General features: G+C 70.1%; 16 protein-coding genes and 2 tRNA genes. 11 read left to right on the top strand and 7 right to left on the bottom strand.

What is annotated here, in order from left to right; translation table 11 throughout:
- Positions 1-4: 4 nt before the first annotated feature.
- Entirely contained in the window at positions 5-499 is a 495-nt protein-coding gene (gene ebsA / locus ACWJI7_RS08265; RefSeq protein ID WP_479936990.1) for a type IV pilus biogenesis protein EbsA, read from the bottom strand.
- Between the two features lie 71 nt (positions 500-570).
- Between ebsA and ACWJI7_RS08260 the strand changes: the two genes are divergently transcribed.
- Positions 571-1305: a short-chain dehydrogenase gene (locus ACWJI7_RS08260; protein ID WP_479936988.1), complete on the top strand. Its 735-nt coding sequence runs from the start codon at positions 571-573 to the stop codon at positions 1303-1305.
- On the opposite strand, the gene map is transcribed toward ACWJI7_RS08260, so the two are convergent.
- The gene (map, locus tag ACWJI7_RS08255; protein WP_479936987.1) at positions 1286-2185 is read right to left on the bottom strand and encodes a type I methionyl aminopeptidase; all 900 of its coding nucleotides are present in this window, start codon (positions 2183-2185) and stop codon (positions 1286-1288) included. The two genes, ACWJI7_RS08260 and map, sit on opposite strands and share 20 nt — an antisense overlap.
- Before the next feature lie 65 nt (positions 2186-2250).
- Here map and ACWJI7_RS08250 point away from each other — a divergent pair, with 65 nt between their 5' ends.
- The 7 genes from ACWJI7_RS08250 (at position 2251) to gltX (ending at position 5671) form a co-directional block, all read left to right on the top strand.
- Entirely contained in the window at positions 2251-2571 is a 321-nt protein-coding gene (locus ACWJI7_RS08250) for a peptidase (RefSeq protein WP_479936985.1), read from the top strand.
- A gap of 44 nt (positions 2572-2615) precedes the next feature.
- Complete coding sequence (gene rplS, locus ACWJI7_RS08245; protein ID WP_479936983.1) at positions 2616-3092, top strand: 50S ribosomal protein L19; 477 nt, start codon at positions 2616-2618, stop codon at positions 3090-3092.
- 64 nt (positions 3093-3156) lie between these two features.
- A tRNA-Trp gene (locus ACWJI7_RS08240) sits at positions 3157-3229 on the top strand.
- 36 nt (positions 3230-3265) lie between these two features.
- A complete protein-coding gene (locus ACWJI7_RS08235) occupies positions 3266-3454 on the top strand; it encodes an SH3 domain-containing protein (protein ID WP_006043540.1) in 189 nt (62 codons plus the stop codon).
- Positions 3455-3485: 31 nt separating this feature from the next.
- Positions 3486-4004 (top strand): NADPH-dependent FMN reductase, encoded by a 519-nt coding sequence (locus ACWJI7_RS08230; RefSeq protein WP_479936981.1) that lies wholly within the window; start codon positions 3486-3488, stop codon positions 4002-4004.
- Between the two features lie 98 nt (positions 4005-4102).
- Positions 4103-4176: transfer RNA gene (locus ACWJI7_RS08225), tRNA-Asp, on the top strand.
- A gap of 25 nt (positions 4177-4201) precedes the next feature.
- Positions 4202-5671 (top strand): glutamate--tRNA ligase, encoded by a 1470-nt coding sequence (gene gltX, locus ACWJI7_RS08220; RefSeq protein WP_479936979.1) that lies wholly within the window; start codon positions 4202-4204, stop codon positions 5669-5671.
- Here the strand turns inward: gltX and ACWJI7_RS08215 are convergent.
- The 3 genes from ACWJI7_RS08215 to ACWJI7_RS08205 are packed head-to-tail and all read right to left on the bottom strand — an operon-like array spanning position 5662 to position 7791.
- Complete coding sequence (locus ACWJI7_RS08215; RefSeq protein ID WP_479936977.1) at positions 5662-6939, bottom strand: cation:proton antiporter; 1278 nt, start codon at positions 6937-6939, stop codon at positions 5662-5664. The genes gltX and ACWJI7_RS08215 overlap by 10 nt on opposite strands.
- A complete protein-coding gene (locus ACWJI7_RS08210) occupies positions 6932-7174 on the bottom strand; it encodes a hypothetical protein (protein WP_479936975.1) in 243 nt (80 codons plus the stop codon). Before ACWJI7_RS08210 ends, ACWJI7_RS08215 begins: the two co-directional genes overlap by 8 nt.
- A gap of 20 nt (positions 7175-7194) precedes the next feature.
- Positions 7195-7791, bottom strand: coding sequence for a DUF1643 domain-containing protein (locus ACWJI7_RS08205; RefSeq protein WP_479936973.1), 597 nt, complete (start codon positions 7789-7791; stop codon positions 7195-7197).
- 15 nt (positions 7792-7806) lie between these two features.
- On the opposite strand from ACWJI7_RS08205, the gene polA reads away from it, so the two are divergent.
- Positions 7807-10722 carry a DNA polymerase I gene (gene polA / locus ACWJI7_RS08200; protein WP_479936971.1) on the top strand — a complete coding sequence of 972 codons (2916 nt, stop codon included), beginning with the start codon at positions 7807-7809 and terminating at the stop codon, positions 10720-10722.
- Positions 10723-10782: 60 nt separating this feature from the next.
- Entirely contained in the window at positions 10783-11235 is a 453-nt protein-coding gene (locus tag ACWJI7_RS08195; protein ID WP_479936969.1) for a hypothetical protein, read from the top strand.
- On the opposite strand, the gene ACWJI7_RS08190 is transcribed toward ACWJI7_RS08195, so the two are convergent.
- On the bottom strand, positions 11217-12197 hold the full coding sequence (locus tag ACWJI7_RS08190; protein WP_479936967.1) for a GDP-L-fucose synthase family protein: 981 nt from the start codon (positions 12195-12197) through the stop codon (positions 11217-11219). The two genes, ACWJI7_RS08195 and ACWJI7_RS08190, sit on opposite strands and share 19 nt — an antisense overlap.
- Positions 12197-13354: a GDP-mannose 4,6-dehydratase gene (gmd, locus tag ACWJI7_RS08185; protein ID WP_479936965.1), complete on the bottom strand. Its 1158-nt coding sequence runs from the start codon at positions 13352-13354 to the stop codon at positions 12197-12199. Before gmd ends, ACWJI7_RS08190 begins: the two co-directional genes overlap by 1 nt.
- Positions 13355-13508: 154 nt before the next feature.
- Between gmd and cysS the strand changes: the two genes are divergently transcribed.
- Positions 13509-14984, top strand: coding sequence for a cysteine--tRNA ligase (cysS, locus tag ACWJI7_RS08180; protein WP_479936963.1), 1476 nt, complete (start codon positions 13509-13511; stop codon positions 14982-14984).
- Positions 14985-14986: the final 2 nt, after the last annotated feature.

Genomic DNA, 14986 nt, shown 5'->3' with positions numbered 1-14986 from the left:
CAATCTATGCCGATGGGGACCCCTCGCCCTGGAGCAGCCAGCGCCAGAAGGTGTCCGGAAGATCGCTGGAACCACTTCCATCAGGGGCCCGTCCAGCGGCCTCAAGCAGATCCATCAGCCAGCGCACCAGCTGGTGGGTGGGAACTTCGAAGCCGTAGGTGACCTCCGAGGCTCCTCCGGAGGCGGCCGACACGCTCAGGTCGCAGCGGCTGAGTTCCTGGGGCGCGCCCCCCGCCCGCCAGCGGAGGAGGAAGGCCCGTCGGCCGTCGGGCCACAGCCGCCGCTGGCCCTGAATCTGGCCGACGGCGAGGCGCTCAAGCGCTTCGGCCAGCAGACCTTCCCGATCGACCCCGCCGCAGTAGGGCCCATACAGCGCCGGCAAGGCCTGTTCGGGACCGGGATCCTGGAGGGGGGCCAGCCCCAGCCAGGGCAGGGGAGGGGCGGTGGGGGGGGCCGGGATCGGGGGAGGAGCGGGTGGCCACTCCGGGCTGGTGGCCATCACACCATGTCCGATGCTGAGGCGGCCATCCAGCCCTGGCCCGAGCCGAGCCTGGATCGACGGCCTCCACCATGCCTTCCACCCTTCTGCCGCTGCGGGGCCGGACCGTGGCCATCACCGGAGCGGGCGGGACCCTGGGCCGGGCCCTGCTGCGGCGCCTGCACGGCCAGGGGGCAGTGCTGATCGCCCTGAGCTCGACCCCATCCTCCCTGGACCTGGAGGACGGCCAGGGGAACCCCCTGCCCCTGCGTCAGGTGTGCTGGCGCTGCGGCCAGGAGGGCGATCTGGCCCCCCAGCTGGCGGGGGTGGACATCCTGGTCATCAACCATGGGGTGAACCTCTACGGGGATCGTGGCCCCGACGCTATCGAGAGCAGCCTCGAGGTGAACGCCCTGAGTGCCTGGCGGCTGCTGGAACTCTTTCTCAGCTTGCCGGAGCCGCCCCGAGGCAACCCCTGCCGCGAGGTCTGGGTCAACACCTCCGAAGCCGAGCTCCTGCCGGCCCTCAGCCCGCTCTACGAGATCAGCAAGCGCCTGCTGGGCCAGCTGGTGAGCCTGCGGAGCCTCGACCGCTGCGGCGACAACCCCTGCCGGATCCGGCGCCTGGTGCTGGGCCCGTTCCGCTCCAACCTCAACCCCTACGGGGTGATGCCGGCCGACTTCGTGGCCGGGCAGGTGATCGCCCAGGCCCGGAGGGGGATCGCCCTGATCGTGGTCACCCCCAATCCCCTCACCGTGGTGCTGGTGCCCCTGGCGGTGGGGCTGCGCTGGCTCTATTTCCGCCTGTTCAGCCGTCCCGATCGGTGAGGATCTCGCAGCCATCGGAGGTCACCACGATTGTGTGCTCCCACTGGGCGGAGAGGGAGCCGTCAACGGTGACGACGGTCCAGCGATCGCGCAGGGTGCGGCAGGCCTTGCTGCCGGCGTTGAGGATCGGCTCCACCGCCAGGGTCATGCCGGGGCGCAGGGTGAGGTTGGGCAGATCGGTGCTGCGGAAGTTGAACACCGAGGGCTCCTCATGCAGGTTGCGCCCCACCCCGTGGCCGGTGTAGTCCTCCACCACGCTGTACCCGTGCGCCTCAACGTGATCCTGGACCGCGCCGGCGATGTCGAGCAGGGAGTTGCCGGCCCGGATCCGCCCCAGGCCCTGCATCAGCGCCTCCTGGGCCACGCGGCTGAGGCGCCTGGCCTCGTCGGAACTCTCTCCGACACAGATGCTGACGCAACTGTCCCCGTGGTAGCCCTCGTAATAGGCCCCGGTGTCGACCTTGAGCAGGTCACCGGCCCGGATCACCCGCTTACCGCTGGGGATTCCATGCACCACCTCGTTGTTGATGCTGGCGCAGATGCTGGCGGGGAATCCGTGATAACCCTTGAAACTGGGGGTGGCCCCCATGGAACGGATGCGCTGCTCGGCATGCCGATCCAGATCGCCGGTGGTCATGCCGGGAGCGGCCATCTCCATGATCTCGCGCAGCACCGTGGCGACGATCCGGCTGGCCTCCCGCATGATGGTGATCTCCCGGGCCGACTTGATCTCCACCCCACGGCGGCCCTTGCGGATGCGGGGACCCGCCTGGGTGACGGCGGGAACGGCGGGGGATCCGGCCGCCAGGCCCGTTGCCTTCTGCCGGGCCGCGCCCGCCGCTCCGGAACCGGCGGACAGCAGGTCAGCGAACAGATTCATCAACAACGGCCCGGGCGATCCAGAAGCAAGCTATCAACATTCCCCTGTCCTCCGCACGGCCGTCCATGCCGCTCCTGGCGCGACTGCGGCGCTGGCACGCCCTGGTGGCACCGGTGGTGCTGCTCCCGCTGCTGATCACCGTCACCAGCGGCATGAGTTACCGGCTGCTGCGGGACTGGGGGGGCCTGGGTCGGGAACAGGCCCACATCCTGATGGTCCTGCACGAGGGCGAATGGCTCGGCCCCCGGGGGGAAACCCTCGTCGTGGCCCTGAACGGGCTGGGGCTGCTCTGGATGCTGATCAGCGGTTCGGCGCTGCTGCTCCAGAAATGGCGACGGCCCGCTCCGCGTCCGAAGGGGCCGGCCGCCGAGGAGAGGGGAAGCTGAGCCGTTACAGTTGTCGTTTGGCCAGGCGCACGCGGATCTTTGGGATGGCAGCGGAAGTGAACGACAGCAGCGACATGGACGAGACAAGCCCGGCGGCCACCGCCACGGCCGATCCAGCCACGGCCACCGCCACGGTGGAGAAGCCCTCCGGGCGCACCGGCAGGCTCAGCGCCCAGGAGCTGATCCGCGCCTTCGAGGCCGAGCAGCTCAAGAGTGATCTGCCCGAGATCTACGTGGGGGACACCGTGAGGGTCGGGGTCCGCATCAGCGAAGGCAACAAGGAGCGCATTCAGCCCTACGAAGGGGTCGTGATCGCCAAGCGCCACGGCGGCATGAACGAGACGATCACCGTCCGTCGCATCTTCCAGGGCGTGGGTGTGGAGCGGGTCTTCCTGCTGCACAGCCCCCAGGTGGCCACGGTCAAGGTGGAGCGTCGCGGTAAAGTCAGGCGTGCGAAACTTTTCTATCTGCGGGACCGGGTGGGTAAAGCCACCCGGGTGAAGCAGCGCTTCGATCGCTGACGCTTCATCCCCCTTTCGCCCATGCCGGTGCCGCTCTGCGCACCGGTCGAGGGGGCATCGCCATGCGCCGTTAGTTCAGCTGGTAGAACGCAGGTCTCCAAAACCTGATGTCGGGGGTTCAAGTCCTCCACGGCGCGCTCGATGCCCCTTCCTGCTCTTTCCTGGTTCCGGACATGGAGTTGGATCTACAACCCGGTGATGTGGTCAAGGTGCTCGAGTCGGCCGCGCTGGGTTGGGTGCGTGCCCGGGTGATCCGGGTCAAATCCGGCGGACGTGTGGTCGTTCAGAGCGACCAGGGCCGGGAGTTCACCGCCCGGGGCAATCAGGTGCGCCTGATCGAGCCGGCCGGTTTCCGTCCATGAGCCCAGGCTGAATCCTGTCCAGCGCATCGCCATGCTGATCCTCACCGCCAGCAATGGCCACAACCTGCAACTGGCCCAGCTGGTGTCCGAGCAGGCCCGGGCCCGGTCCCTCCCCCACACCCTGATCGATCTGGTGGCGTTGGCTCTGCCGCTCTACACCCCCGTTCAGGAGGAGGCGGGGGCCGGTCCCGGCCTCGGCCATCTGGCCGAGGCCCTGCGCCAGCAGGGTCGTCTCTGGGTCTGCGCCCCCGAATACAACGGCTCCCTGCCCCCCACCCTGAGCAACGCCCTCGCCTGGCTGTCGCGCAGCACGGACGATTTCCGCGCCCTGTTCAACGGCCTCCCCGTGGCCCTGGCCACCCACAGCGGCGGCGGGGGCCAGAAGGCCCTCAGCGCCATGCGTCTGCAGTTCTCCCACCTGGGCTGCAGTGTGCTGGGCCGCGAGCTGCTCAGCAGCCCCCAGAAGCAGGCGAACCCCGACAGCATCCTCGCCATGCTGGAGGCCCTCCATCGCCTGCCCAGCACCGGCGCGACCGCCGGTGTCGGTTGACGGCGGGACCGGTGGCGGTGGATACTGACCAGGTCACCGGGTGACACCACTTTCAGCGCCGGGCAAGGGATCTCGTCCCCACCCCGTACAGCTGTACTGGGACTGTAGTTCAATCGGTTAGAGCACCGCCCTGTCACGGCGGAAGTTGCGGGTTCGAGCCCCGTCAGTCCCGTTGACCCATTCAGGAGCGTCTTGAAGTGACGGTGCGGGTTCGTCTGGCTCCGAGTCCCACCGGCACGCTCCATATCGGCACGGCGCGCACTGCCGTCTTCAACTGGCTGTTCGCCCGCCACCACGGTGGCCATTTCCTGCTGCGGATCGAGGACACCGATCGGGAGCGCTCCCGGGACACCTTCACCGCCGACATCCTGGAGGGCCTGGCCTGGCTCGGCCTCCACTGGGACGAGGAGCCGGTGATCCAGAGCACGCGGATCGAGGCCCACCGGCAGGCCATCGACCGGTTGCTGGCGAGTGGCCGGGCCTACCGCTGTTACGCCACCGAGGAGGAGCTGGAGGCGATGCGCGAGGCCCAGAAAGCCTCCGGAGCCGCCCCCCGCCACGACAACCGCCATCGGGACCTGGATGCGGAGCGGGAAGCGGCCTTCATCGCCGAGGGGCGCGAAGCGGTGGTGCGCTTCCGCATCGACGACGGCGCCAGCATCGGCTGGAGCGACCTGGTCCGCGGCGAGATGCGCTGGAGCGGCGCCGACCTGGGTGGTGACATGGTGATCGCCCGCCGGGCGCCGGCCGATGCCATCGGCGATCCCCTTTACAACCTGGTGGTGGTGGTGGACGATGCCGCCATGGCGATCAGCCACGTGATCCGCGGCGAGGATCACATCGCCAACACCGCCAAGCAGCTCCTGCTCTACAAGGCGCTCGGCCTGCCGGTGCCAGTGTTCGCCCACACCCCCCTGATCCTCAATCCGGAAGGCCGGAAGCTCTCCAAGCGGGATGGTGTCACCTCGGTGGGGGACTTCCGCGCCATGGGCTACACCGCCGAGGCCCTGGCCAATTACATGACTCTGCTGGGCTGGTCCCCACCGGAAGGCATGGAGGAGCGCTTCAGCCTTGCCCAGGCCGCGGCCGCCTTCTCCTTCGAGCGGGTCAACCGGGCCGGGGCCCGCTTCGACTGGGACAAGCTCAACTGGCTCAACAGCCAAATCCTGCATGGTCTCGAGCCGGCGGAGCTGCGGGACCTGCTGGAGCCGCTCTGGCGGGCGGAGGGCTGGTCTACGCCGCCACTGGCCCTGACTCAGGCGCGGGCCTGGGAGGAGGAGCTGGCCGCCCTGCTGGGTCCCTCGCTCGTCACCCTGCGCGACGGCGTCGCGCAGGCCCGTCCCTTCTTTGAACGGCCGGAGCCCGACGCGGCCGCTTTGGAGCAGCTCGCCGGAGAGGGTCCCCGCGCCGCCCTGGCCGCCCTGCTCGAGAGGCTGCCCCCGGCCACCGCCGGTGATCAGGGCGCTGGATGGCCTCTGGAGCCGGCCCGGGCCCAGGAGCTGCTGGCTGCGGCCGCGGCCGCAGCCGGCGTCAAGAAGGGCGTGCTGATGAAAAGCCTGCGGGCCGCCCTGCTGGGCAGCCTGCAGGGGCCCGACCTGGTCACCACCTGGCGGCTGCTCCAGGCCAGCGGCGAAGACCGGCGCCGGCTCGAGCGGGCTCAGCCCTGACCCGTCGCCTCCGCGGAGGCCGGGATCGCTTCGGCGGGAAGGACCTCCACCTCCAGCGGCGTCACCAGCCCGAGGCGCTCGGCCAGGGGGCTGGCCGTGAGGCCCTGCAGGCCCACCGTCATCAGGATGGTCAGGAACACCAGGCCCTGGAGCTGACCCGCTCCGGGCACACCCGCCTGGGCCAGGCGGAGGGCGAACAGGCTGGCCACGGCGGCGGTGACGATGCCCCGCGGCGCCAGCCAGCCGAGCAGAATCTTCTGGGAGCCGCTCAGGTCCAGACCCGCGGTGGCCAGCAGCATGGCCAGGGGGCGCACCACGAGCATCAGCACCAGCACGCATCCCACACCGCCGAAGCCGAGCGGACTGAGCTGCGCCCATGACACCCCGGCCGCCAACAGCGGGAAGAGAATGCTGATCGAGAGCTGGGCCAGTTGGCGGATCAGGTCATCCAGCTGGGCGGCTTCGGTGTCGGCCAGGCGGCCCACCACCAGCCCGGCCGCCACCGCCGCCGGCAAACCCGATTCCGGCAGGGCCAGCTCACAGCCGGTGAACATCAGAAAGAGGATGCCGAGGGTGATCTGAAGCCGCAGCCCGCTCTCGGGATCGACCGGCAACCGCCGCAGGATTCCGGTGAGCAGGGAGCCGCAGAGGGCACCGGCCAGCACCCCGCCCCCCAGCCGGAAGAGCAGGTTCCGGGCCAGATCCCGCCAGCCGTGCAGATCCCCCAGCACCAGCTCCAGCAGCAGCAGAGCCAGCACCGCCCCGATCGGTTCGAGCACCAGGCCTTCCCCCTCCAGCACCTCACCCAGGGGCGGGGCCAGCCGCATCTGCTGCACCAGCGGCGTGACCACCGTCGGTCCGGTGGCCAGCACGATGGCGCTGAACACCGCCGCCAGCGACCAGCTCAGGCCGGCCAGCCAGTGGGCGGCCAGCAGACCGCAGGGCAGGGCCAGCACCAGGCGGACCAGCACGATCCGCAGCACGGCCAGCCGCGACACCGTTCCCGGTAATTTCAGTTTGAGGCCACCGTCGAAGAGCACCAGGCTGACCAGCAGACCCACCACGGTCTCGAGGCCACCGCCGAGGTCAAGTGGATCCACCAGCTCCAGACCGGAGCGGCCGATCGCCAGACCGGCGGAGAGCAGCAGCACCACCGAGGGCAGGCTGGTGACCACCGCCACCAGCTGCGCCAGGGCACCGGCGAACAGGGTGGTGGCCCAGAGCAGCTGCAGCCGCTCCGGGCTGTCGGTCAGGGGGGGATCAATCATCCAGGGCGGTGAACCTGGGCTCCACCCGGATCCCGATCACGCCGCTGGGCCGCAGCACCAGGAACTCCCCCTCCCGGTCCTGGATCGGCACATTGACGAAGGCATCGGAACCGACGGCGTTGAGGACACTCCCGTACCACTGCTGAAAGGCGTCGAGGGTGGGGAACTGGACGACCTCCCGGTGCCCCCCGCGCAACAGCAGATGAATGGCGTACCGACGGGGTTGGGAGGCCATGACCACAGGTACCGGAGCCCTCAGAATGCCCCAGCATCGCCCGAACCAGCGGGCGGGGCGGATGGGGGCGGCCAGGGCGTGAGACGGGCCCCCGCCGGGGCATAGAGGGGATGGCGCGGCTGGCCGCGCCGGGTGAGACCGATCGCCCCTAGCGCTCCGGAGCGCTGGGGGCCCTCCTCGGCCAGCAGCCGCCCCAGCTGGTCGGCGCGGCCGGCCCAGCTGCCGCCGTTGCCCCAGCCCAGCCAGATGGCGGGGAGCCGGCCGGCCGGGCCCCGCTCCCACTGCCGCAGCTGGGCGCGGATCCGGCGGCGGATCCAGCTGTCGGTCTCGCGGCCGACCGGATCGGCGCAGCGCCGCAGGGCCAGGGGCGAGGCCGAGCGGAAGGAGAAGAGGTTGACCACCTCCAGGCCTCCATAGCCCCAGCCCCGCGCCAGGCCGATCAGGCGCCGCAGGGTGGGGTCGTCGCGGCGGGCGTCGGCGCTGGAGGGGTTGAGACCGATGAACAGCAGGACAGGCAGGGTGGGATCCCAGCCGCGGTGCAACCACCAGCGCCAGCGCCCGCAGGCGCTGATCGCCGCGGCGGCGCGGGTGGCAGGCTGTGGCGACGGTGACGGCATGGGGCGCAGACGCGGATGGCAGCGACGAACTCCGGCTCCGCGGCTGGCGCCCAGCGGCCGCTGCTGCTGCTGGTGGACGGCCATTCCCTGGCCTTCCGCAGCTTCTACGCCTTCGCCAAGGGGGGGGACGGTGGACTGAGCACCCGGGACGGGATTCCCACCAGCGTGACCTACGGCTTCCTCAAGGCGCTACTCGAGACGGTGAAGGGTCTCTCCCCCCAGGGGGTGGCGATCGCCTTCGACACGGCGGAGCCCACCTTCCGCCATGAGGCCGATGCCACCTACAAAGCCCACCGGGATGAGGCACCCGCCCAGTTCTTCGCCGATCTGGAGAATCTGCAGGGGATCCTGCGCGGGGCCCTCGATCTCTCCCTCTGCATGGCGCCCGGCTACGAAGCCGATGACGTGCTCGGCACCCTGGCGAACCGGGCTGCCGGGACGGGCTGGCGGGTCCGCATCCTCTCGGGCGATCGCGACCTCTTCCAGCTGGTCGATGACACCCGCGACATCGCCGTGCTCTACATGGGCAACGGCCCCGGGGCCCGGGGGACCGGACCCGTGGAGATCCGCGCGGCCGGCGTGCTCGACCGCCTCGGGGTGAGCCCGACCCATGTGGTGGATCTCAAGGCCCTCACCGGCGACAGCAGCGACAACATCCCCGGGGTGAAGGGGGTGGGTCCCAAGACCGCGATCAGCCTGCTGCAGGCCCACGGCAACCTGGACGGCATCTATGCCGCCCTTGATCAGCAGAAAGCCGCCCTGCGCCGGAAGCTCGACACCGACCGGGAGAGCGCCTACCGCTCCCGGATGCTCGCGGAGATCCTGGTGGACATTCCCCTGCCGGAGGAACCGCGGCTGGGCCTCGGCCGGGTGGATGGGGAGGCCCTGTTGCGCAGCCTCGAGACCCTCGAGCTCAGCAGCCTGGCCCGCCAGCGCTCCCTGTTCGAATCGGCCTTCTCCGCCCCCGGGACGGAGCCGGCCACCGGGGAGAGCGGGTCCGATTCCGCTCCCCCCGGTCCGGGAGACCGGCCGGCCCTGCGGCCCCGCATCATCACCAGCGAGGACGACCTCGAGGGGCTGCTGGCGCGGCTGATGGGCTGCACCGATCCGGCGGAGCCCGTCGCCCTCGACACCGAAACCACCGACCTGAACCCCTTCCACGCCGAGCTGGTGGGGGTGGGTCTCTGCTGGGGGGAGGCCCGGGACGCCCTGGCCTACATCCCGATCGGGCACCACCCCCCCGACACCGATCTGCTCAGCGACACTCCGCCGCAGCTGCCACCGCAGCTTCCGCTGGAGCGGGTGCTCGCCGCCCTGGCCCCCTGGCTGGCGAGCGCCGGCCATCCCAAGACCCTGCAGAACGCCAAGTACGACCGATTGATCCTGCTGCGCCATGGGCTGGAGTTGAACGGGGTGGTGATGGACACCCTGCTGGCCGATTACCTCCGCGACGCAGGGGAACGGCACGGGCTCGAGGCCATGGCGGAGCGGGTCTTCGGGATCGTGCCCACCCGCTTCCAGGATCTGGTGGGCAAGGGGCAGACCTTCGCGGACGTTCCGATCGACGCGGCCGCCCTCTACTGCGGCATGGACGTGCACCTGACCCGCCGGCTCACCGCCGTGCTGCGCCAGGCGCTGGAGACGATGGGCCCCCGGCTGGTCAGCCTGCTGGAGCAGGTGGAGCTGCCGCTGGAGCCCGTGCTGGCCCTGATGGAGGCCACCGGCATCCGCATCGACACGGCCTACCTGGCCGAGCTGGCCACGGAGCTGGGCGACCAGTTGCTGCGGCTGGATCAGCAGGCCCGGGAGGCCGCCGGGGTGGAGCTCAACCTGGCCTCCCCCAAGCAGCTGGGCGAGCTGCTGTTCGAGACCCTCGGGCTGGATCGCCGCAAATCCCGCCGCACCAAGACCGGCTGGAGCACCGACGCGGCCGTGCTGGAGAAGCTGGCCGACGATCATCCGGTGGTGCCCCTGGTGCTGGAGCACCGCACCCTGAGCAAGCTCAAGAGCACCTACGTGGATGCGCTGCCGTTACTGGTGGAGCCGGAAACCGGCCGGGTGCACACCGACTTCAACCAGGCGGTCACCGCCACCGGCCGCCTCTCGAGCAGCAATCCCAACCTGCAGAACATCCCGATCCGCACCCGCTTCAGCCGGCGGATCCGCAAGGCCTTCCTGCCCCAGCAGGACTGGATCCTGATCAGCGCCGACTACTCCCAGATCGAGCTGCGCATCCTCACCCACCTCTGCGGCGAGGAGCTGCTGGTGGAGGCCTTCAGCAACGGTGACGACGTGCATGCCCTCACCGCCCGGCTGCTGCTGGAGACGGAGGTGATCACGGCCGAGGAGCGCCGCCTGGGCAAGACGATCAATTTCGGAGTGATCTATGGGATGGGATCCCAGCGACTGGCCCGCGAAACCGGTCTCAGCCAGAGCCAGGCCAAGGACTTTCTCAGCCGCTACAAGGAGCGGTATCCCAGGGTGTTCGCCTACCTGGAGCGGCAGGAGCGCCTGGCCCTCAGCCAGGGCTGGGTGGAGACGATCCTGGGTCGGCGCCGGCCGTTCCACTTCGATCCCGGCGGCCTCGGGCGGCTGCGGGGCCAGCCCCCGGAGGAGATCGAGCTGGAGGTGGCCCGCCGGGCCGGGATGGAGGGCCAGCAGCTGCGGGCGGCGGCCAACGCGCCGATCCAGGGCTCCAGCGCCGACATCATCAAGCTGGCCATGGTGCAGCTGCAGCGCACGTTGCGGGAGCGCGCCCTGCCCGCCCACCTGCTGCTGCAGGTGCACGACGAGCTGGTGCTGGAGGCCGCCCCCGACGCCCGCGAGAGTGTGCTGGCGGCCGTGAAGACGACGATGGAGACCGCCATGACCCTGCGGGTGCCCCTGCGCGTGGACACCGGCTGGGGACCCAACTGGATGGAGGCGAAGTAGGGGAGGCTCGAGCCGAGCCGGTCGGTGCGCTTCACAATGGGGCCGACCTCCGACACTCCGATGCAGGCCTCCACCGAGGGTTCCCCCACGCCCCGCACCAAACGCCGGCCCAGCCGCCGGCGCCTTCCCTGTCCGGCCCATCCCGAGCAGCAACTGTGCGGCAACGGCCGCAAGTACTTTCTGCACCTGCTCACCCCCGCCCAGCTGCGGGAGCGGGGCATGTCGGACAAGCGTGCCCGGCTGGTGCTCAACGCCTACCCGGTGCTGGTGCTCAGCAACGAATGGCTGGAGGAGCTCTACTGCCCCAGCTGCGCCCAGAGCCGCTGGTGCCATGTGACCCGCCACGGCCCTCAGGAGCACGGGGTGCGCTGGGCTCCGCGCGACCTCTGGCAGCAGGTGGCCCACGTGGATGCCCCCAACGGCAACCCCAGCGTGAGCCAGTACACCCTGAGGGCCGCCCGCCGAGCGGGCAGGGGAGCCAACCGCCAGGCCAACTACTTTGAACCCCGCTGATCCCCCTGGCGGTAGGCGGCAACCGTGGCGGGGAGCCCCTCGGCCAGGGCCACCGCCGGCCGCCAGCCCAGCGTCCTGAGCCGGCCGCTGTCCAGCAGCTTGCGGGGCGTGCCGTCGGGACGGCTCCCGTCCCAGTGGATCGCGCCCCGGTAGCCGACCGTGGCCGCCACCCGATCGGCCAGCGCCCGGATCGTCACCTCCTCGCCCGAACCCACATTCAGGTGCTGCACCGGCGCGGTGGCTTCGGGGGCATAGCGTTCCAGGGCCAGCACGCAGGCCTCGCCCAGATCGTCCACGTGGAGGAACTCCCGCAAGGGGGAGCCCGATCCCCAGCAGGTCACCGCCGGGGCTCCCTCCCGTTGCGCCTGATCGAAGCGGCGGATCAGGGCCGGCAGCACATGGCTGCCGGTGGGGTGGTAATTGTCACCGGGGCCGTAGAGGTTCGTGGGCATCAGGCTGATCGCGTCGAACCCCTCCTGCCGCCGCAGGGCCTCGCAGAGCTTGATCCCGGCGATCTTGGCGATGGCGTACCAGGCGTTGGTGGGCTCCAGCGGCCCGCCCAGCAGCGCCTCCTCGCGGATCGGCTGCTCGGCCAGCTTCGGATAGATGCAGCTGCTGCCGAGGAAGAGCAGGCGGCGGGTCCCGCAACGCCAGGCGTTCTCGATCACATGGGTCTGGATCTTGAGGTTGTTCAGCAGGAAATCGGCGGGCCGGCTGCTGTTGGCCACGATCCCCCCCACCTTCGCCGCCGCCAGCACCACCACCTCGGGCCGGTGCCGCTCGAACCAGCGGCGCACGGCCTCCCCATCCTCCAGGTCCAGTTCACAGCGCGCCGCCGTGAGCAGGCGGGGGTAGCCCCGGCGCAGCAGGGCCCGGGCGATGGCGCCTCCCGCCATGCCCCGGTGGCCGGCCACGAAGATCCGATCCTCGGCGCCGATCAAGGCCGCCCGTTCGGCGGCCATCAGACCCCTCCCCCGCTGGGGCGGGGCGTCCCCACGGGACGGGAGGGCGGGTTCTCCATCGCGCCCACCACCGGAAACCCCTTGAGGCGGAGATAGGCCTCCTTCTTGGCCTCATCCCGATCGGAGGCCACCATCTCCGCCACGAGCTGCTCGAGCGTGGTGGTGGGTGTCCAGCCCAGCCGAGTGCGGGCCCGGCTCGGATCCCCCAGCAACGACTCCACTTCCGACGGCCTGAAATAGCGGGGATCGATGCGCACCACGATCTCCTCGCTCCCGCCCCGCCGGCCCACCTCCTCCACGCCCTCGCCACTCCAGTCGATCCCGCCCCAGCCCAGCTCGATCGCGGCGAGCTCAATGAAGCGCCGCACGCTCTCCTGGCGCCCCGTGGCGATCACATAGTCCTCCGGGGTGTCCTGCTGCAGCATGCGCCACTGCATCTCCACGTAATCCCGGGCATGGCCCCAGTCCCGCCGGGCGTCAAGGTGACCCATGTAAAGACAATCCTCAAGGCCCGCATCAATCCGGGCCAGACCACGGGTGATCTTGCGGGTCACGAATGTTTCTCCCCGCCGCGGGCTTTCATGGTTGAACAGGATGCCATTACAGGCATACATTCCATAGGCCTCCCGATAATTCACCGTGATCCAGTAGGCATACAGCTTGGCGACGCCATAGGGGCTTCTCGGGTAGAAGGGGGTTGTTTCAGTCTGCGGCGTCTGCTGCACCAGGCCGTACAACTCGCTGGTGCTCGCCTGATAGATCCGCGTCTTCTCACTCAGCCCCAGGATCCGCACCGCCTCGAGGATCCGGAGCGTGCCGAGGGCATCCCCATTGGCGGTGTACTCCGGGCTCTCGAAGCTCACCGCCACATGGCTCTGGGCGCCCAGGTTATAGATCTCATCGGGCTGCACCTGCTGCACGATCCGGATCAGATTGGTGCTGTCAGTCAGGTCGCCGTAGTGGAGCACCAGTGCCGGGGATTCCCCCCAGGCATCACGCTCATGGGGATCCTGGTAGAGATGATCGATGCGGGCCGTGTTGAAGCTGCTCGCCCGTCGTTTGAGCCCGTGCACGGCATAGCCCTTCTCGAGCAGCAGCTCCGCCAGGTAGGAGCCGTCCTGTCCGGTGATTCCCGTGATCAGGGCAGTTTTCGGCATCGGGGCGGGGAGGGAAAGGATCGGGGTCTGCGGACGGCGCAGGACGGGCCCGGACCGTGGCCGGCAGACTAAAGCGGCCCGGCCGGCCGGGCCGAGGGTGGGGGGACGGTACCGGCTCACCCATTACCGTGCGACGAGCCCCCGATCCCCTGCCTTGACCCTGCGGCTCACCAACACTCTCACCGGTCGTGTCGAGGCCTTCCAGCCGCTGGTTCCCGGTCAGGTGTCGATCTACTGCTGCGGCGTCACGGTCTATGACCTCTGTCATCTGGGCCACGCCCGCAGCTACATCGTCTGGGACGTGCTGCGCCGTTACCTGCAGTGGCGGGGCCTGCGGGTCACCTTCGTGCAGAACGTCACCGACATCGACGACAAGATCCTGAAGCGGGCCGCCGAAGACGGCACCAGCATGGAGGAGGTGAGCGAACGCAACATCGCCGCCTTTGAGGCCGACATGGCCGCACTGCACATCCTCCCTCCGGACCGGATGCCCCGGGCCACCCGCTGTCTGGAGGGGATCCGGGCGATGATCGGCGAACTCGAGGCCCGCGGCGCCGCCTATTCCGCCGATGGGGATGTCTATTTCTCGGTGCTCAGCAAGAGCGATTACGGCAAACTCAGCGGCCGCGTCCTGGCGGACCAGCAGGAGGGCGCCAGTGGTCGGCTCGAGCACTCCGAGGAAGCGCGCAAGCGGCACCCGTTCGATTTCGCCCTCTGGAAGGGGGCCCGGCCGGGGGAACCCAGCTTCCCCTCCCCCTGGGGTCCGGGGCGGCCCGGTTGGCACATCGAGTGCTCGGCGATGGTGCGCCAGGAACTGGGCGACACAATCGACATCCACCTCGGCGGGGCCGATCTGATTTTCCCCCACCATGAGAATGAAATCGCCCAGTCCGAAACGGCCAGCGGTCAACCGCTGGCCGGCACCTGGCTGCACAACGGCATGGTCAATGTCGGGGGCGAGAAGATGTCGAAATCGCTCGGCAACTTCACCACGATCCGCAGCCTGCTGGCCAGCGGTGTCTCGGCGATGACCCTGCGGTTCTTCGTGCTGCAGGCCCATTACCGCAAGCCGCTCGACTTCACCGCCGAAGCGCTCGAGGCGGCCGCCACCGGCTGGAGGGGCCTGAACGCCGCCCTGGCCGTGGGGCTCGGCTCCATCGGCTCCATGCCGGGCTGGAGCCTGGAGGCCCCGGCGGCGGCCCTCCCGGCGCTCACCGCGATCCGGGAGCGGTTCATCGCCGCCCTGGACGACGATCTCAACACCGCCGCCGCCCTGGCCGAGCTGTTCGAGCTGGCCCGGCCGCTGCGGGCCCTGGCCAACCGCCTGGCCCGCGGGGGAACCCCGGAGGCCGACGACCTGGACCTGGAGCCCCGCTGGCGGCTGCTGCGGCAGCTGGCCGGAGTGCTCGGCCTGGAGGCGGAGCGGGGCGGGCCGGCCGTTTCCACGGCCGCCGAGCGCACCGACGGCGCCCCCACCGAGGCCGAGATCGCCGCACTGATCGAGCGGCGGCTGACGGCCCGCTCCCGGCGGGAGTTCGCCAACGCCGACGCCATCCGCGACCAGCTCCGCGCCCATGGCATCGAGCTGATCGACCGGCCGGATGGCCGCACCGAGTGGCTGCGGCGCTGAGC

It is taken from the genome of Cryptocyanus atlanticus LEGE 06306 (assembly GCF_056633155.1).
This window is presented reverse-complemented; position numbering and strand designations above follow the sequence as displayed.